The organism is Staphylococcus sp. TCBT05 (assembly GCF_055179755.1).
The window spans coordinates 602,545-622,130 of sequence record NZ_JBUQDQ010000005.1; the positions used below are offsets into that span (position 1 = coordinate 602,545).

Annotated in this window: 15 protein-coding genes and 1 pseudogene; 11 read left to right on the forward strand and 5 right to left on the reverse strand. The window is 33.9% G+C overall.

The window, feature by feature from the left end; translation table 11 throughout:
• The first annotated feature begins 130 nt into the window (after window positions 1-130).
• From secY2 to gtfB, 7 genes are read left to right on the forward strand one after another with little or no spacing between them, the layout of a single operon-like run.
• A complete protein-coding gene (gene secY2, locus ACY191_RS02760; protein ID WP_042739373.1) occupies window positions 131-1,333 on the forward strand; it encodes an accessory Sec system protein translocase subunit SecY2 in 1,203 nt (400 codons plus the stop codon).
• Between the two features lie 10 nt (window positions 1,334-1,343).
• Window positions 1,344-2,903, forward strand: a complete 1,560-nt coding sequence (gene asp1, locus ACY191_RS02765; protein ID WP_042739371.1) for an accessory Sec system protein Asp1 — start codon at window positions 1,344-1,346, stop codon at window positions 2,901-2,903.
• Window positions 2,893-4,452 (forward strand): accessory Sec system protein Asp2, encoded by a 1,560-nt coding sequence (gene asp2, locus ACY191_RS02770; protein ID WP_042739370.1) that lies wholly within the window; start codon window positions 2,893-2,895, stop codon window positions 4,450-4,452. Before asp1 ends, asp2 begins: the two co-directional genes overlap by 11 nt.
• A complete protein-coding gene (gene asp3 / locus ACY191_RS02775; RefSeq protein WP_052495429.1) occupies window positions 4,439-5,410 on the forward strand; it encodes an accessory Sec system protein Asp3 in 972 nt (323 codons plus the stop codon). The genes asp2 and asp3 overlap by 14 nt, the downstream gene beginning before the upstream one ends.
• Window positions 5,394-7,787: an accessory Sec system translocase SecA2 gene (gene secA2, locus ACY191_RS02780; protein WP_229366921.1), complete on the forward strand. Its 2,394-nt coding sequence runs from the start codon at window positions 5,394-5,396 to the stop codon at window positions 7,785-7,787. The genes asp3 and secA2 overlap by 17 nt, the downstream gene beginning before the upstream one ends.
• A 17-nt stretch (window positions 7,788-7,804) precedes the next feature.
• Window positions 7,805-9,313, forward strand: coding sequence for an accessory Sec system glycosyltransferase GtfA (gene gtfA / locus ACY191_RS02785; RefSeq protein WP_232165300.1), 1,509 nt, complete (start codon window positions 7,805-7,807; stop codon window positions 9,311-9,313).
• Complete coding sequence (gene gtfB / locus ACY191_RS02790) at window positions 9,306-10,640, forward strand: accessory Sec system glycosylation chaperone GtfB (RefSeq protein ID WP_229366919.1); 1,335 nt, start codon at window positions 9,306-9,308, stop codon at window positions 10,638-10,640. The genes gtfA and gtfB overlap by 8 nt, the downstream gene beginning before the upstream one ends.
• A gap of 240 nt (window positions 10,641-10,880) precedes the next feature.
• Here gtfB and ACY191_RS02795 read toward each other — a convergent pair whose 3' ends face one another.
• Window positions 10,881-11,270, reverse strand: a complete 390-nt coding sequence (locus tag ACY191_RS02795; RefSeq protein ID WP_042740526.1) for a tautomerase family protein — start codon at window positions 11,268-11,270, stop codon at window positions 10,881-10,883.
• A gap of 270 nt (window positions 11,271-11,540) precedes the next feature.
• Here ACY191_RS02795 and ACY191_RS02800 point away from each other — a divergent pair, with 270 nt between their 5' ends.
• Window positions 11,541-12,968: an aldehyde dehydrogenase family protein gene (locus ACY191_RS02800; RefSeq protein ID WP_042740525.1), complete on the forward strand. Its 1,428-nt coding sequence runs from the start codon at window positions 11,541-11,543 to the stop codon at window positions 12,966-12,968.
• A 292-nt stretch (window positions 12,969-13,260) separates the two neighbouring features.
• Here ACY191_RS02800 and ACY191_RS02805 read toward each other — a convergent pair whose 3' ends face one another.
• The 3 genes from ACY191_RS02805 to ACY191_RS02815 all read right to left on the reverse strand — a co-directional run bounded on the left by ACY191_RS02805 (window position 13,261) and on the right by ACY191_RS02815 (window position 15,929).
• The gene (locus tag ACY191_RS02805; protein ID WP_229366918.1) at window positions 13,261-14,616 is read right to left on the reverse strand and encodes a dihydrolipoyl dehydrogenase family protein; all 1,356 of its coding nucleotides are present in this window, start codon (window positions 14,614-14,616) and stop codon (window positions 13,261-13,263) included.
• Between the two features lie 18 nt (window positions 14,617-14,634).
• Window positions 14,635-15,084, reverse strand: a complete 450-nt coding sequence (locus ACY191_RS02810; protein ID WP_107512371.1) for a MarR family winged helix-turn-helix transcriptional regulator — start codon at window positions 15,082-15,084, stop codon at window positions 14,635-14,637.
• A 269-nt stretch (window positions 15,085-15,353) separates the two neighbouring features.
• Window positions 15,354-15,929 carry a LysE family transporter gene (locus tag ACY191_RS02815; RefSeq protein ID WP_042740522.1) on the reverse strand — a complete coding sequence of 192 codons (576 nt, stop codon included), beginning with the start codon at window positions 15,927-15,929 and terminating at the stop codon, window positions 15,354-15,356.
• A gap of 131 nt (window positions 15,930-16,060) precedes the next feature.
• Between ACY191_RS02815 and ACY191_RS02820 the strand changes: the two genes are divergently transcribed.
• The gene (locus tag ACY191_RS02820) at window positions 16,061-16,609 is read left to right on the forward strand and encodes a helix-turn-helix domain-containing protein (protein WP_042740521.1); all 549 of its coding nucleotides are present in this window, start codon (window positions 16,061-16,063) and stop codon (window positions 16,607-16,609) included.
• Window positions 16,610-16,771: 162 nt separating this feature from the next.
• On the opposite strand, the gene ACY191_RS02825 is transcribed toward ACY191_RS02820, so the two are convergent.
• Complete coding sequence (locus ACY191_RS02825) at window positions 16,772-17,629, reverse strand: oxidoreductase (RefSeq protein WP_107579280.1); 858 nt, start codon at window positions 17,627-17,629, stop codon at window positions 16,772-16,774.
• 80 nt (window positions 17,630-17,709) lie between these two features.
• Between ACY191_RS02825 and panB the strand changes: the two are divergent.
• A pseudogene (gene panB, locus ACY191_RS02830) lies at window positions 17,710-18,547 on the forward strand (3-methyl-2-oxobutanoate hydroxymethyltransferase).
• Window positions 18,519-19,370, forward strand: a complete 852-nt coding sequence (gene panC, locus ACY191_RS02835) for a pantoate--beta-alanine ligase (RefSeq protein WP_229366916.1) — start codon at window positions 18,519-18,521, stop codon at window positions 19,368-19,370. Before panB ends, panC begins: the two are co-directional and overlap by 29 nt.
• The last annotated feature ends 216 nt before the right edge of the window (window positions 19,371-19,586 follow it).

Sequence of the window (19,586 nt, forward strand, 5' to 3'; positions counted from 1 at the left end):
GTACATTAGAAAAATTAATTTTAAAAAATAAATTAATTTTTCAGGGTTAAAAATGATACATGTTTTTAGCCTCTTTGGTATAATATTTCTAAAAAAGAGGTATATTGTGGAAAATAATGTGGTAAAACGTATTTTTAAGCAAAATGAATATAGGGTCTTATATAAAAGGATATTGTTTACTTGCCTAATACTTATCATTTATATACTGGGAAGTAATATATCTATAGTTGCTCAAGAAAATACACATCAAGACGTTAGTTCATTTTACAAATTAGCCGTTTCCAATACTGGTGGAGATTTAAGCACGTTAAATATATTCTCGCTAGGATTAGGACCGTGGTTAACGGCAATGATTATTTTTACATTATTGTCTTATCGAGATATGGAAAAAGCAGCAAAGCAGACTAAGTTAGAGAAGCATTATAAAGAGAAAATATTAACGTTATTAATTTGTTTAGCACAGGGTTATTTTGTCATCAATGAATATGTAATTAAAGATAAAATACATTCAGAAAATGTCTTTTTATTACTATTAGTATTAGTAACTGGAACGATGTTCTTGGTGTGGTTAGCAGATCAGAATACGCGTTATGGTATTGCTGGTCCAATGCCAATCGTTATGATGAGTATTGTTAAGGCGCTATTTCAACAAAGATTAGCACATCTACATGCGAGTACAACTGTACTCGTATTGATTTGTGTTGTTATCGTAATTGCGTTATTAACATTACTAATTATGGAATTAATCGAATATAGAACAAATTATAAAGACATCATGAATGCTTCAAATCAAGATATAAAAACGTATTTGGCTTGGAAAATTAATCCATCAGGAAGTATATCAATTATGATTAGTATTTCAGTATTTGTCTTACTGAATAATCTTTTAAATCTATTTGTAAATAGTTTTGTATCTGAAAAGCATGTGAATATACAAACGCTCAGTTTCAATAATTGGATAGGTATAACGTTATATATTGTTCTGCAAATGATATTAGGTTATTTCTTATCTAGATTTTTATTAAATACACGAAATAAGTCTAAAGATTTCTTGAAAAGTGGGAATTATTTTGTAGGTGTGAAGCCAGGTAAAGAAACGAGAAAATATTTAAATCGCATGGCACGACGTGTGTGTTGGTTTGGTTCAATTGTTGTGACGCTGATCATTGGTTTGCCACTGTATAGCACGTTGTTAGTGCCTGAATTGTCGCAACAGATTTATTTTGCAATTCAACTCATCGTATTAGTGTATATCGGTATTAATATAACGGAAACTATTAGAGCGTATTTATACTTTGATAAATATAAACAATTTTTAACTAAGTATTGGTAAGGAGTTTATGATGAAATATTTTGTTCCAGCTTGGTATAACCAAGGTAGTTGGTGGGAAGATAAAACGACACCTTATTATAGTAAAAGTTTAGTCAAAGAATTTGATGACATGATTAGTTTAATGAATATGCATGTCAAAAATGACGAAACATTTGAGATGTTGATACTCAACTATTCACCAGATTTGCGTACATTTTTGCATAGATTTGATTTGTTTGAAGCACGTTATTGGTCTTTATTTGACGATATTCAGGGTTTTGAGTCACGGACACCATTACCGCTTGATTTCAAATCTTTGAATTGGCCTGAAGGTACTGAGTTTGTTTATACACCGTATCTTGTTCGTTGTGTTACAGGAGCAACGACGTATTCTAATGTTTACTTTAACCAAGATGGTTATATGGTTTGGATAGAAGCATTTGAACATGGCCAAAGGGTGCAACGTTCTATCTTTGATGACCGAGGATATTTATCTTCTATATTATATTTTGATGGTCAGGGCGTGCCGTTTAGACAGAAATATATGACGATTGATGGAGATTGTATTCTTACATCAGAGTTAGTTGATGGCACGGTACATGTAAGTGAACAGTATCAACACCGTTTCAATCAAACTGTATACAATAATATGGAAGATTTATTACAAGAACGTGTTGCATTATATATGAAGCAAGAGGTCAGTGTAGACTACCCAATTATTATTGCTGCGGATGAACGACATAATTATTTTTTAAGTGAAATATTAAGCGACTATCAATTGTGTTATTCAATCTTCAAGCAACGAAATAGTGAATTAACATCTTCATTACTTCAATCTATAAGTAATAGCCAATATTGGTTAGTTGATATGTTGGATAATGAGGAAACATTACAACAATATAAAATTGAACAACAATTAGACGTTGAGATTATGCGTATTACACCATTTGATGCACAGGTTCTGCCAAACAAAAGTAGTCAATATTATGAAACGTATATTGGTTTGTGGATTGATGGTATCGCTCATGATACTTTACAACAAAGTTTGCAACAGGTGATTTCGTATATGGAGCGAGTTGAAAATACAAGGATTATATTATTGACGGAACAAGACAAGAAATTATTGCCACAATGGCTGACAGAGCAAGTCCAAGCAGTAAACGATAAATATAACACGATTAATGAGGATGAAGATGGCATTAATTTGTTATTGGCTGAGGAAGAAGAATATGTCGAAGTGATTGAAATTAAGCATGTGCCTTTTGAACAGGATTTAAGAGCAGCATTGATGAATTTAAGAGTAGTCATTGATTTAAACCGCGAGCCAGATTTATTTTTACAAATTAGTTGTATTAGTGCGGGTATTCCGCAAATTAATTTGAGAAAAACAGATTATGTCGTCGATGAAATTAATGGACGCGTTATTGAACGTGTTGATCAACTTGTCGAAGCATTGCAATACTTTTTAAATCACTTAAAGAATTGGAACTATTCTTTCGCATATGCAATTAAGTTAGTAGAAACGTTTGCCTCTAAGGAAATAGTCGGACGATTGAATCGATGGATTGAAGGTGAAGTAAGTGAAGCGTAAATTTAAGGCATTGCAAATAGGTGGTAATGATTTAGAGACGCTATTTGATAGTAATAAGAAAGTGGAATGGGATTACTTTGATCCAGCTATAATGCAGTATGAAGAGAACTATTTGGATGCTGTACGAAATATTATTGATGAGCATGGACAATTTGACTTTGTCTTTGTGCAAGCGAGGTACAGTGAGCAATTAATAGAAATGTTGGCATTGGTTGGTACACCTTATAACACTTATATAGATGATACCTATTGGGATACACAGTATGAGCAGGATAATACGATTAGTGAGTTATTAGCACGTCCGTTAAGTTATCAAAGTGAAGCAGATTTACATGAAAAGTTAAAAGCAGTTACATTTTCAGGGCAATATGGGGATAAATTGTATCCGAAACACTGTATTGTCAGTCAAACATTTGATGGCGACGTTGGATTTATGGGGAACAAGTATCTCGTATTGTCTGGAGATTTCGGAGCCGAGTTAAAGCAAGTTGTATCTTGGAAGAACAACATTGTATGTGATAAGCATAAGGCTACACAAATATGGCCTGAATTTGTAGTCAGTGAAGGTGTAGAGTTAGAGTTTACATTACGTATTATTCAAAGTGGTACGGTAGATACAATTATTGACGAAATTAATTTAGATCAAACACAGTTTGATGAGCCTATTATTATCGAGAGTAGACCGTATGATGTATATGCAAGTGTGAGTTTGAAGCTACGTGGTGAAGGACAGGTTAAGGTTGGTGCGATTCATAAGCGCTGGTCACGATATGATATGGGGGAATTCTTGTTTGGCGGTCAAAGATATGTTGATAACAATAGAGAAGAGTTCTTCTATTACTTTAATCCAGGTGATTTGAAACCACCATTGAACGTTTACTTTAGTGGTTATCGTTCACTTGAAGGCTTTGAAGCGTATTTTATGATGAATAAATTAAATGCGCCATTTATTCTGATTAGTGATCCACGGGTGGAAGGTGGCTCGTTCTATATTGGTTCTGATTCGTATGAAACAGCTATTAAAGATGTGATTCAAGATAAGTTGTCCTACCTTGGATTTGAAAGTGATGAACTCATCCTATCTGGTTTGTCTATGGGTTCGTTCGGTGCGCTGTATTACGGTGCTCAGTTGAATCCTTCAGGTATTATTATTGGGAAACCCTTAGTGAATATAGGAACAATTGCTGATAATATGCGCTTATTAAGACCGGAAGACTTCGGGACTGCTTTAGATGTATTAATGACTCATGAACAAGATGTAACACCACAAGATATTGATCGTCTAAATAATAAATTTTGGAATGTCATGTCTCAAAGTAATATAGCAAACACCACATTTGCAATTGCTTATATGCAACATGATGATTATGATGCACACGCCTATGCAGAGTTGTTTCCGTTGTTGAGTAGGCAGCATGCAAGAGTGATTAGTAGAGGGGTTCCTGGTAGACATAATGATGATTCGCCGACAATTACCAATTGGTTTATAAACTTTTATCATATTTTACTGGAAACTAAATTTGGGAGAGTTAAACATGAAGGAAAATAATTATTTTGAAGTGTTTTGGAAGCAAGTTAATCCTTCAACATTCATGTATGGTTCGAAGCTAGCATTTAAAGACGGTGTTACAGTATTTGAGAATCCTTTAATGCCTTCAGGTATTATTATTCAAGATTGGGTTATGAAGACAAATTATGCTTTGGATAAAGAATTGCCGACCTTACCTATTTTGAAAAGGGGTTCTGATTATACATTCCAATTTAATTATGAAGTTGAGCCACAGGGTGCGCTGTACTTTAAGATCATATTCTATAGCAAAGACGAAACGGTACTCTCTTCGCAGATTATTAAAGACAAAGAGGTTCATGTCAATTATCCTGAAACGGCACATACGTATAAGGTTCAAATGATTAATGCGGCTGCACAAATCATTCGATTCGAAAAGTTTACTATCACTGAGCAACGATTAATCGATTCAAAGCAACGTAATTTAACAATAAGTGGTGTAACGAATGTTGATACGAATGAAGCTGTACGTAATGTGGTCTTTGTAGAGCCTTCTCAATGGTTGGACTATCCATTGTCGCAATCTGCAGTGTCACATTTAAAGAATGTAATCACTGTTGAATATTGGTCTGAAGCTGTCACGGATAATTGGAATGAAATCAAAGGCTATATCGAGAGACTTGGTGAAGATTCTGAAGTGCATTTAATCAGTTATGGTGAAAAAGGAAATGTATTTGTGTCACATTTAAGTAATTTGCTACAAGTACCATCATTTATAACAGCAGACAAGGATAAGCGATTTGATCAACAAATTAGCGAGATAATAAATGAAGAAATAACATCTGCAACAGGACCTACTGAAATATACTTTGATCCTAAAAGTGAAACGTATGATGTGGCTGATCAAGCTATTTTCACTGTGCTAAATCCTTCGCGCTACTTAAAATATCTCGATGTAGTGCGTGTGAATTATGGAGGGGCCAATGAAACAGAAAATTAATTCAACAATTAACCAAATGCGCTTAAATCGTTTGCAGAAAACCTTACGTAAAATTAATAACTATAGTGAAATGATGAAATCATATTCGGATGAACAATTACAGGACAAAACAAAAACGTTTCAGCAACAATTAGCAAATCATCAAGCTACGTTAGATGATTTATTACCAGAAGCGTACGCAGTTGTTCGTGAAGCAAGTTGGCGTGTCTTAGGTATGTATCCTAAAGATGTCCAAGTCTTAGGTGCGATAACATTACATGAAGGTGATATCGCTGAAATGCAAACTGGTGAAGGAAAGACGCTCACGGCAACGATGCCACTGTATTTAAATGCACTGACTAAAAAGGGTGCATATTTAATTACGACTAATGATTACTTAGCTAAAAGGGACTATCTAGAAATGAAACCATTGTATGAATGGTTAGGCTTAACGGCGTCTCTCGGCTTTGTTGATATACCTGATTATGAGTATCAAAGAGATGAAAAGAAACAGTTGTTCCAACACGATATTGTATATACCACAAATGGCAGAATTGGCTTTGACTATTTGATTGATAATTTAGCTGATAGTTTGGGTGGAAAGTTTTTACCAGAATTAAATTATGCAATTATTGATGAGGTCGATTCTATTATCTTAGACGCTGCGCAAACACCTCTTGTCATATCAGGTGCACCACGTGTGCAATCTAATTTGTTTCATATTGTAAAGACATTTGTTGAAACATTAGAGGAAGATGAACATATAGAAATAAATAAATCTCAAAAGGAAATTTGGTTAACAGAGCAAGGCATACAAGCTGCGAATCATTATTTCGATGTTGAGAATATTTATGAGGAAGGTTACTTCGATTTGGTGCGCAATATTAACTTAGCTTTACGAGCTAAATTCCTATTTGATAGTAATCTGGATTACTTTATTCAAAATGGAGAAATCGTCCTAATCGACCGTATTACAGGACGTATGCTACCGGGGACGAAATTACAATCTGGCCTTCATCAAGCGATAGAAGCTAAAGAAGATGTGGAAATTTCAGATGATTTGAGTGTTATGGCTACGATCACTTTCCAAAATTTATTTAAGCAATTTGAACGTTTTTCAGGTATGACTGCAACAGGAAAATTAGGTGAATCAGAATTTTTTGATTTGTATTCAAAGGTCGTGATTCAAATTCCTACGGACAAACCAATTCAAAGGAAAGATTACGGTGATAAAGTATTTTTGAATGCAGAGGAGAAGAACCGAGCTATTCTAGAGGATGTGGTTGCCATACATGAAACAAAGCGGCCTGTATTATTGATTACACGCACAGCAGAAGTGGCGGAGCAATTTTCAACAGAATTATTCCAAATGAACATTCCGAATAACTTACTGATTGCGCAAAATGTTGCGAAAGAAGCGCAAATGATTGCAGAAGCAGGGCAATTATCAGCTGTAACGGTTGCTACTAGTATGGCAGGTCGCGGTACTGATATTAAACTTGCGAATGGTGTACACGAATTGGGTGGTTTGGCAGTAATTATAAGTGAACATATGGAAAATAGCAGAGTCGATAAACAATTACGTGGACGTTCTGGACGTCAGGGTGATCCAGGGACTTCGCAAATTTATATTTCACTCGATGATTATTTAGTACAACGCTGGGGAGAAGATAAATTAAGTGATAATAAACGGTTACAATCTATGGACACATCACGCTTATCTGATAGTCGTGTGTTTCAACATAGAGTACAAAGAATCGTAACGAAGGCGCAACGTGTATCTGAAGAGCAAGGTATGACGATGCGTGAAATGTCGAATGAATATGAAAAGAGTATTAGTGTTCAAAGGGATTTGATTTATCAAGAACGTGATAAAGTGCTGAACATGCAACGCGTAGAGGATTTTAATCTTGAGCAACTAGCAAAGGATGTTTTTCGACATGACGTATCGAAGCGGCAAGATAATTTAACACAAGAACAACTAGCAGAGTATATTTATAGCAATATTAGCTTTAAGTTTGAAGGTGATACATCACAATTAAACTTAAAGCAACACGATAACGTAATCGATTTTTTATTAACAGAATTTCAAAACCAGTTAGCAGAGAATAAAGTCCAATTAAAAAATGATTATTTCTACATTAGATTTGTACAGAAGTCAATTTTAAAAGCGATAGATAGTGCTTGGATTAACCAAGTAGATAATTTACAACAACTTAAAGCAAGCGTAAATAATAGACAAAATGGCCAACGTAATGCCATTTTCGAATATCATAAAGTTGCATTAGAATCGTTTGAGCAAATGAATTATAAAATAAAGGGAAATATAATTAAAAATCTTTGTCAAAGTATTATCACTTATGATGAAGATGGCGATTTGGTCATACATTTTCCATAATTATGAGGTGTAGTGAAATGACAATTTATAATATAAACTTTGGAATTGGTTGGGCGAGTAGCGGTGTCGAATATGCACAAGCTTATCGTGCTAAATTGCTCAGAAATTCTAAGCATCAGATGAAATTTGTATTTTTAGATTTTATTCAATCTGAGAATATTCAAACATTAACACATAATATGGGGTTTTTAGATAGTGAAATTATTTGGTTATACCAATATTTTTCAGATATTAAAATAGCACCGACGACGTATACGATAGATGATATTCAGCGCCATTTAGATAACGATGTCACGCATATTGAAACAACAGGGAAGGTTAAGCGATTAATATTAAATAACAAACAAACCTTTGTGACTTGTTATTTGAAAGATAAGGATAGCGACATTGTTGATCGCGCTGAATTCGTTGTCAATGGTATGCTCATTCGCAAAGATTTTTATAGTTATGTGCGTACATTCTCCGAGTACTATGCGCCTTTTGACAATAAAGCTAAGCTGTATATGCGTCAATTTTATAATGAAAATGGCAGCGTAGCATATCGTGAGTACATCGATGGTGACTCAAGTGTCTATGTATTTAATGATGCAATTTTATATAGTAAGGAACAATTTGTTGCTTATTTTATTCAAAAACTACAACTAACAAGTAACGATATCGTTATCTTGGATAGAGCGACTCAAATTGGTCAATCTGTCTTGCAAAATAAAGGAGATAGTAAAGTTGGTGTCGTAGTTCATGCAGAACACTTTAGTAAAAGTATAATGAATGATACACACATTCTATGGAATAATTATTATGAATATCAATTTTCAAATGCACGAAATATAGATTTCTTTATAACTGCTACAGATATTCAAAATGACTTGTTAACACAACAATTTAAAAAATATACAAGTTATGTACCGAGAGTTAGAACGATTCCTGTAGGTAGTTTGGACACATTAAAGAGACCGAAAAGGAAACGTAAACCTTATACGATGATTACTGCATCTAGACTAGCTAGTGAGAAGCATGTTGATTGGATTGTACGTGCTGCGATTAAGGCGAAACAAGAAATTCCTGACTTAATATTTGATATTTATGGTGAAGGTGGAGAAAAAGGAAATATACAACAAATTATTGAAACATCTAAAGCAGAGGATTATATCCGTTTACGTGGTCATGTGAACTTAGATGATATATATAAACAATATGATTTATTTGTGTCTGCCTCAACGAGTGAAGGATTTGGATTGACATTGATGGAAGCTGTTGGCTCTGGTTTAGGAATGTTAGGATTTGATGTAAATTATGGTAATCCTACCTTTATCAATGACAAAAAGAATGGCTATTTGATTCCTATTGCATTAAATGAAGATAGTATAGATACGATTGTTTCACGTCTGGCAGACCATATGGTGTCTTATTTCAACAAAGGTTTGCGTAAACCACACGAAGAATCATATAAAATCGCCAAACCATTCAAGACAAAACATATAGAACAACAATGGAATAATCTATTGGAAGAGGTGCTCCATGATTAATTTATTTGAACATTTTGACCTGAAAACAGAGAGATTATATGAAACACTACAGTTAGCTGGACATGATAATCAGACTATAGTATTAAATGATAGTGGTTTTTTACCTGATCAAATGACATCACCATATCAATACTTTGCTAACAACAACATTACTGCAGCAGATAAGCCCAAGTTTTTTAATGAAATCAATGTACCTCCCTATTGGGTTATTGAGGGTACCAATGACAATGCAGAGATTAAAGATATGGGGAAGGTGAGAGGGCGCATACTTTACCAACCTAATTATCAAGCGAGAATCGTCAACCGTGTAGAATGGTTGGATGAAGATGGTCAAATTCGATTTGTAGACCACTATACCAAACATGGCATTAAATTTGCGCAAACAGTCTATGATAAAAGAGGCGTAGCAATATTTAAAAAATACATGGATCGAGCAGGTAAGGATGTCATCTATGAAAATTACGTAACGAAGGACATTGTTTTAGATTGGAAAGGAAAATCGCACTTCTTTGATTCAGAAGTAGCATTTATTATGTTTTATTTACAGACCTTAAATTTAGAAACACAAAACTTTGTTATTAATTCACTAGCGACATCGTTTGCAGTCCTTTATAATTTGTCTACACCAGGAAATGATATTTTATTCTGGCAAGAAGAAAGTCACGGCAATATACCAGGTAATATGCAACTGATATTAAATCATGAACTACAACGTAATATAATGATTCATATTCCTGAGCAAGATGAATATCAAACGATTACGAATCAACTTGCTGACACTAAGCGTAAACAAATTATCCCTTCAGGTTATCTGTATAAGTATAAGAAAAAGAACAGACATACGAAGGAAGCACTTATTATGACGAATTCAGATCAATTGCTGAATATTGAGCTGTTTTTAGAAAAATGTCCAGATATTACATTTCACATTGCAGCAATTACCGAAATGTCTACAAAGTTAATGAATTTAAGTAGCTATGCCAATGTTAAACTTTATCCAACTGTTGATGCTGAAACAATTGAACGTTTGTATCAAAGTTGTGATTTATATTTAGATATTAATGAAGGTAAAGAAATTATGGGTGCACTAAATAAAGCTTTTGAATATGAATTGCTAATCATGGGTTATAATGATATCGCTCATAATCAAGTGTTGACTGCTAAAGCCAATTTATTTAGTAAACAAAGCGTAGGTAGTGAGTTTATTCCTACATTGTTGAAGATTACGCAAGATAAGGCAACATTCGCCAAACACTTAACAACTCAAAAAGAACATGCTAATGAAGTAAATAAACATTATTTTAATCAGCAATTATTAAAGCGATAAATGAATTAAAGCCATGGATAGTACGATTTGTGTAGAGAACCAAAAGCGTCCTACCTTTGTTATAAAGCAATCAAAAAACAGCAGTGAAGGCCAAAGTTAAAGGCTAACACTGCTGTTTTTTGATTTGGAGTAAACGGATTGTTGCTCATGATATCGATTGAATTAGTTAAAGTGAGGCGCATTATTTTACTGGCGATTTCTGATTCGCATCATTTAAAGTGAGATGTAGCATGATGATAATTATAAATCGCCTGTTAAGAATTGAGCTTTACCATTAAAGAAACTCCAGTCTGAATCCGTATTTTCCACTAAGCTAATCATGATATCTTCTGTGCGAATACCTAATTGTGTGTTTAACGCAGAGACTAGATTGTGATAAAAGTTGGTCTTTTGTGTTTCTGTACGTGGACGTGTCACAAGTGTAAAGACAAGGACTTGATCAGAACGTTCAACACCTAAACCAGTGTCTAGAATTTGCATTTCATAGTCTTCATGTTGATTAACAATTTGATATCTGTCGCCTTCAGGAGCTTCGAAAGCTTCCAACATTACGCGATACGAAATATCTAAAATGGATTTAATTTCGTCTTTAGTTCTTCCTTTTAACATATCGATTTTTATTAGTGGCATGTGCTGATCACCTATCCTTATTTGTTTTTTGCGAAATGAACTATCACAATATTAACGATTTATCATTCCTAATACCCTAAATTGTGTAAAATAATTACCCAGGAAATAAGCATTTGTGACATATTAAAGGACGATACATTTTATTAACGATTTGGTAAGCCGATTATTTGAAATGTATTACACATGAGCGTAATATTCGTTTGGTCTTAATTTTTATTAGCTTGTTAAGTAAAGAGTTAAGCGTATAAAAGATACATGAGGAGCGGTAATATGTTCGAACAAACTAAACAATATATTAATGGGCAATGGGTTGAAAGTCATAGTAACGAAACAATAGATGTAATCAATCCAGCAACGGAACAAGCATTTGGAAAGATTGCGAAAGGGAATGCGCAAGATGTTGAAGATGCAGTTAATGCAGCAGACAGCGTATACTTAGAATTTAGAAATACTACTGTTGAATACCGTAAAAATTTATTAAACGACATCGTTAAAGAATATGAAAATCGTAAAGAGGATTTAGTTAAAGCGATGACTTTAGAATTAGGTACACCAGTAACTGCTTCAGAAAATGTACATTACGAAATGGGATTATCTCATTTTAAAGCTGCGAGAGACGCATTAGATCATCTTAACTTTAGAGAACGTAGAGGAAATAATGTAGTCATTAAAGAGGCTATTGGTGTTTCTGGTTTAATCACACCTTGGAATTTCCCAACGAATCAAACAGCATTGAAACTTGCTGGTGCATTTGCTGCTGGTAGTACAGTTGTTTTAAAACCATCTGAAGAAACACCATTTGCTGCAATTATCTTAGCTGAAATCTTCGATAAAGTAGGCGTGCCGGCAGGTGTGTTTAATTTAGTTAATGGTGACGGTATGGGTGTAGGTAATCCAATTTCTGAAAATGAAAAAATTAGAATGGTATCTTTCACAGGTTCTGGTAATACTGGTAGTAAAATAATGGAAAAAGCGAGCAAAGACTTTAAAAAAGTTTCACTAGAATTAGGTGGTAAATCACCTTACGTTATTTTAGCAGATGCAGATCTGGATAAAGCGGCAGACGCTGCAGTGCATAAGGTTGTAGATAATTCTGGACAAGTTTGTATTGCTGGTTCAAGAACAATCGTTCCGGAATCAATCAAAGATGACTTTATTGCAAAGGTAAAAGAAAAAATGGCTGCCATTCGTGTTGGCGATCCACAGGATGCTAGTATTGAAATGGGTCCTGTTATCAATGAAAAACAATACAATCAAATTCAAAAATTTATTGAAATTGGTATTGAAGAAGGCGCAACATTAGAATTAGGTGGATTAGGCAAGCCGGAAGCATTAGAAACAGGTTATTTTGTACAACCAACGATTTTCTCTAATGTAGATAACAGTATGACAATTGCTCAAGAAGAAATCTTTGGACCAGTCATGTCTATTATTACTTATAATGATATTGATGAAGCAATTAAAATTGCGAATGATACGAAATATGGTTTAGCTGCCTATGTATATGGTTCTGACATGGATACTTTACAAAAAGTAGCAACTGCGTTTGAAGCGGGTGTTATTGAAATAAATGAATATCCAAGAAGTGCAGATATGCCATTCGGTGGATATAAACAATCTGGTATTGGTAGAGAATGGGGAGACTACGGAATTGAGGAGTTCTTAGAAGTTAAAACTATTTCAGGATTCTTCCAATAATTTTCATCTTTTACTAGCACCACACATATAAATAGTAAAAATTAATTAAAGAAAGCACACATACATGAAGTACATTACATACTAACAAATTAATTAGTATGTAGCGTCTATCGATGGATGTGTGCTTTTTTTCTATAATGTCTTACTATGAACAATATTATAGCAAGATAAAGACAATATCTTAGAAACGAAGTTAAAATAGAATACTTTGCGCTCAAACAGATTGGTAACACGATATACAGCTGAGAGCCACAAAGGGTTTGGAAATGGATTGCGTAATTGAATTACTAAATTACATCATATTCATTTTTAATAAATCTAACACACCACTAGAACTGCCAGGGAAAGCAAATACCATTTGATTTAATTCTTGTGCTGTAATTTGTTTGTTGACAATAAATGTGAGCAAGTTAATTAAATCAGGCGCATCATTAGCATAAATTTCAGCACCAACTAGGTGTTTTTGTGAATCTAAGACAATATCCATTTCTGCTGTAGTTTCATTTTTATATTCGAATAGTAATTGTTTGCCAAATGGAATTGTTTTGATTGTATATTGATCTTCGTTTTGTTTAGCTTCTTCAACAGTTACACCAATTTGTGCTAATCGCGGTAATGAATATAAGACAGATGGAATAGCAGGGTATGCAATTGCTGAAGTAGTCATACCAAGAATATGAGCTGCGATATAATTAGATTCAAATGTTGCAGTTGGTGTTAATTTAGGAATTGCTTTATCCAACACATCTCCACTCGCGTAAATATTTGGTACATTTGTTCTTAAATATTCATCAACTTGTATACCTTTTGCACTGTATTCAATACCTAATTTTTCTAAGCCGATACCTTCAACATTTGGACGACGACCAGTTGAATCTAACACGTAGTCTGTCTCAATACTTTCTCCTTTAGCTGTAGTTACAATATAACCAGCATCTGTTTTACTTACTTTTTCAGGTGAATCTTCAAGATGGAATTGAACACCTTCATTAGCCAATTTATCTATTAACTTATCGACATGTTTACGGTTGAATCCAGTTAATGCTTCATCTGTATGATGGATGATTGTTATTTCGCTACCATTTTTAATAGCGATTGAAGCAAATTCGATTCCAATAATGCCTGCACCTATAATAGTCATGTGTTTAGGGAAATGTTCTAATGATAAGAAATTACGACTATCAAAAGTATGTTCTGTACCTTCGATTGGTAATTTATTGCTGTGTTGTCCTGTTGCAAGAACGATATAATCAGCAGTAAGTTGTTGTTCGTTTACTTCGATTAAATGTTCGCTAACAAGTGAACCTGCACCGTGATATACATCAATACCATATTGAGTAAACATATGTTCTAACGTACCTGATAGTGGAGAGATAACTTGTTGTTTATAGGACATAAGATTTTCCCAGTTTACAGATAATTGCTCTTGATTAATGATATTAGGATAACTTTTAGCTGCTTCTAATATTTCGTAAGGGCCTTCTAATAAAATTTTGGCATTACAACCATAGTTTGTACATGTCCCAGCAATCTTATCTTTCTCAATAATAGCTACTGATTTGTTAGCTTGCTTTAAAGTTAAAGCAGCATGCCATGCTGCATGTCCACTACCTAAAAATATAACATCATAGTTAAATTGTTCTGACATAAAAAATTCCTCCTAAATTTATTTCACGATATGATTTAATGACTGTTCTAAACGATCCATAATTTCCTTTGCGTGTTGATATTCACTTGTATCCATATGTTCTGCGACACATTGTGAAATTGCAGTATAAATTTCTTGTTCTTTATTTTTACCCATTTCGGTAAGGCTGACGAGCAATTGACGCTTATCAGATTCAATTTTCTTTCGCTCAATCCATCCAGCTTGTTCTAAGCGCTTGAGTAAAGGCGTAAGTGTATTGCTCTTTAAATTTAGTGCCTGTCCAATACGATATAAAGTTTGGTTGTCTTGTTCCCAAAGAGAGACTAAGACAATATATTGTGAATATGTTAATCCATAATCTGAGAGTACCTGTTCATAAAACTTAGAAAATAAACGGCTAACATTATATACAGAGAAACAAAGTTGATTTGTTAATTTCATTGTGTCGTCCAAATAGGTCACCTCCATGAAATAAATTAATCGTGCGCGATTGATTAAAGTGTAACGCGCTAAATATAAAAATGCAAACAATAAATTTCGTGTAATTGAAAAAAGTAATATAAAAGATAATGGAGAAATATTTTAGTAGAAAAAGTGGTAGTATCAATAGTTATAAAAAAGTGAGGTTAGAGTGCATTCAAAATGTGAATCGTGTTCATATTATGGGAAACATAACTTAATAAAGTGAAAGTTGAAGGCATAATTTATTTAATAGTGAGACATCTAACCTCGATTTCTTATTCAAACAGCATCATACAAGCTAAGATAACTAAACTAGCTGACATAATAATCTTATATTGTGTGTTGTACTTAGTCAGTAATTGTTTGAAGCAAAGCCCCATCAACGACCAAGCAATGGCGCCAGAAACACCAATTAAGGCAATAATGAGTGTGTAGCTAATCATCATAAAATAGCTAGAGCTTTGTACCGTGGCATAACTAACAATTGCAGTAAGTACATAAACAATTGTCTTAGGATTCATGTATTGTAGGTAAAGTCCATCACGCAATCTATAACAACTACGGTTGTCTTTTCCCTTTTCATGACTTTTAAATACAGAAAAAGCTAAATAAAGTAAGTAGATAAAACCTAAGATTTTGATCAGTAGGACGAAATTTTTAAAATAAAGCGTTAGATAGGTACTAAACACTAAACATATAATAGACAATGATAAAAATCCTAAACCGATACCGAATAAAAAACGTTTCGTTCCTTTGAAACCAAAACGGAGTGATCCATCTAAAGCAAGTAAATTATTTGGTCCTGGTGTATAACTCATAAATACTGTATATAAAATAAAAGAAATAAGCATAATTGTATTCTCCTTATCATTTCCTGTATGATGGATATATAAGCTAATAAATCCACAATAAAGGATAATCCTGTTAACTGGATTTTATATCCTTTAAACTGGAAAGTCAATATAAAGAAGGAGACTTAACTATGGAGTTCCATAAAATTGTAGCTAAAAATATTTATTTATATAGAAAGAAAAATAAGATTAGTTTGGAACAACTTTCAAAACTGACAGGCGTTAGTTCATCATCTTTAAATGAAATTGAAAAGGGAAATACCATACCTTCTATCAATACAGTATGGAAAATTAGTAACGGTTTGAAATTATCATTTAGTAGTTTAATGAATGAAAGTGAAGCGGATTATAAATTTATCAAGAAGGATGATATCATTCCAGTAACAGAAGAAGAGGGGAAATATAAAGTGTTTCCTTACTTTCCATTTGAAAAAAGTAAGTCGTTTGAATTCTTTCATGTTGAATTAGATCCTCAAGCAAAGCTTGAATCTGAACCACATTTATCAGGGTCTGAAGAATCAATCATTATTATTGAAGGGGAATTAGAGATGCACCTTGAGAATGAAGTGCTTACTTTAACTGAGGGCGATGCATTAAGATTTAAATCGGATATACCACATACGTATATAAATAAAGGAAATCATAGGACATTGATTTCTATGGTTATTGATTATAAATAATAGTAAAGCACTGTTGTTTCCTATAGATGTTCGCTTCTGTATGTTAGACTTTGAGTAAAACGTCTGAAGAGAATAATGGAAATACAGTGCTTTTTAAAATTTATTAAACAAAGGTATGGCTGAGGGTTGTCTTACCTCACAGTGCGCGCATAATTGTGGCGCTTATTGTTGTTGTGCTAATAATAATGGATAGACGGTATCAAGTGTCGGCGTTGCTAGTTGATGCTTACGAGCAACTTGATAGAGAAAGCCTTGAATGCCTGCAATTTCCAATGGCTTTCCTTCGATAATATCATAATACATGCTAGTTCCCATATGATCAGGATAACCTTGATAGATAGTCATAATTTCACTAATAACATCTTGGTGGAATATAACACCTTCCGCTTGAGCTATCTTCACGCCTTCTTGTAACAATCGTTCACATAAAGTTTGTATGCCTTCAACCTTTAGCACTTGAGCAGTTTGGCGACTTAATGCTGTTACTGTATTAATCGCTAAGTTAACCAATAATTTATACCAAATAGATTGATCAATATCTTCAACTAAAGTGATATCTAATTGCGTATTTGAAAATAAATGCTGAAGTTGTTGTGTTGATGGTGAATGCTGTAATATCAATTGATGATCTCTAAAATGAGTAATATGTTGTTGGCGCTTTTGCCCACTAATATAAACCACTGCTTGGAATACGTGTTTGTGTGGGATGCGTGATAATTGACCTGTGCCATTTTGCGCTAGAATAATAATGGTGTCTTCATGAATGAAGTTTGGTAATTTTTGTATTACTGCATCTAGTTGTGGAATTTTAACTGCAATAAATAAAATGTCGACAGGGTCCTTAAACTCATCAATAGCGGTCACGTTTATTATTGTCTCAGTGTTTGGTGCAGTGCTTTCTGTGTAAGTGATGGTTTGTGACTGTCTACCCACTAAAGTGAGATGCGTAAATGTTGGTAATAAATCATGTGCAATCGTACCACCGACTGCGCCAGGTCCAATAATAGCAATCTTAGTCATTTCGTGTTTCCTTTTCTAAAGAATTTCGTTAATATGTGATTATTAATACAAATATAACAAAAATACGGGGGATATAGTAATTGAAAACATTAAATCAACTACTGACAATGAAACAAGATAATGACAAAATTTCAATGGTAACTGCATATGATTATCCGAGTGCTAAGCAAGCCGAAGCAGCACAGATTGATACGATTCTCGTAGGAGATTCACTGGGCATGACGGTCTTAGGATATGAGAGTACTGTACAAGTAACTGTGGCAGACATGATCCATCATACGAAAGCAGTGCGACGTGGTGCACCTGATACCTTTGTCATTGTTGACGTACCATTCGGAGCTGTAGGTATAAGTGAAGCGCAAGATATTCAATCAGCAATTAAGTTATATCGTGAAACGGATGCCAATGCGATCAAAGCAGAAGGTGCCCACTTAACAACATTTATTAAAAATTGTAGCAATATTGGAATTCCAGTTGTTTCTCATTTGGGACTTACGCCGCAGAGTGTCGGTATTATGGGATATAAGATGCAAGCAAATACCAAGGAAGCAGCACAACAACTCATTAATGATTCATTAGAAGTGCAACATGCTGGTGCAGTGATGATTGTATTAGAAGCAGTGCCAAGTGATTTAGCAAAAGTTATTGCTGAGAAGGTAGATATCCCTGTCATTGGCATTGGAGCAGGCAATGGTACAGATGGGCAGGTATTGGTATATCACGATATCTTAAATTATGGTGTAGAGCATAAAGCGAAATTTGTGAAACGCTATGGTGATTTTTCAAGCGGTGTAGATGCATTAAATCAATATAATAGAGAAGTTAAAGCAGGACAATTTCCTGATGCAGAACATACGTATAAAAAGCAAATTTTGAGTGAGGAATCATAATGACGAAGTTAATTACTACGATTGCTGAAATGCAACAACTTACACAAACATGGCAACAACGTGGGTTAAATATTGGTTTTGTGCCTACGATGGGCGCGTTACATGAAGGTCATTTGACTATGATGCAACAATCTATCGATGAAAATGATGTTACTGTGATTAGTATCTTTGTAAATCCTTTACAGTTTGGGCCGGATGAGGACTTTGATGCATACCCAAGAAATATTGAACAAGACAGTGCTAAAGCTGAAAGTATTGGCGTAGATTATATCTTTTATCCAAGTGTAGCAGAGATGTATCCTTCAGAACCGACGATTCAAGTTAGAGCAGGTAGATTAGCATCAGTGTTAGAAGGTGCACAAAGACCTGGCCATTTTGATGGTGTCGTCACAGTGGTTAATAAATTATTTAATATTGTTCGTCCAACTTATGCATATTTTGGAAAAAAAGATGCACAACAATTAGCAATTATTGAACAAATGGTTAAAGACTTTAACCATCCTATTAAAATTGTAGGTGTGGAAATCGTTCGTGAAGCAGATGGACTTGCACGTAGTTCGCGCAACATCTATTTAACTGAGGAGGAACGTAAACAAGCACCTCATTTATATCAAAGTTTAAAGCTTGCACATGAGCGCTATATTGCAGGTGAGAAGGATAGTACTAAATTAATAGAAGCAGCATGTACTTATTTGAATGAACATACTGATGGAGAAATAGAAACATTTGCCATCTATAGTTATCCGGAACTTGTTGAACAACAAACCATAACAGGTGATATATTTATCTCTTTAGCGGTTAAGTTTAGTAAAGCACGACTTATAGATAATATTATTGTAACCGATGACTAATTAACCAATAATTATTGTATAGCATTTAATATAAATTGTTAGAAGAAATGTAACACACACATTTTACATTTTCTTAACGTTGATTTATCATTAAACGTGAGAGAGATTTATCGAGAAAACAAGTAAAATGATCAGATTACATTAATTTGGGTATATACCTAATAACATTGGAAAAATGTTTGTATTGTATCATACCATGAAATAGTAAGTGCTATT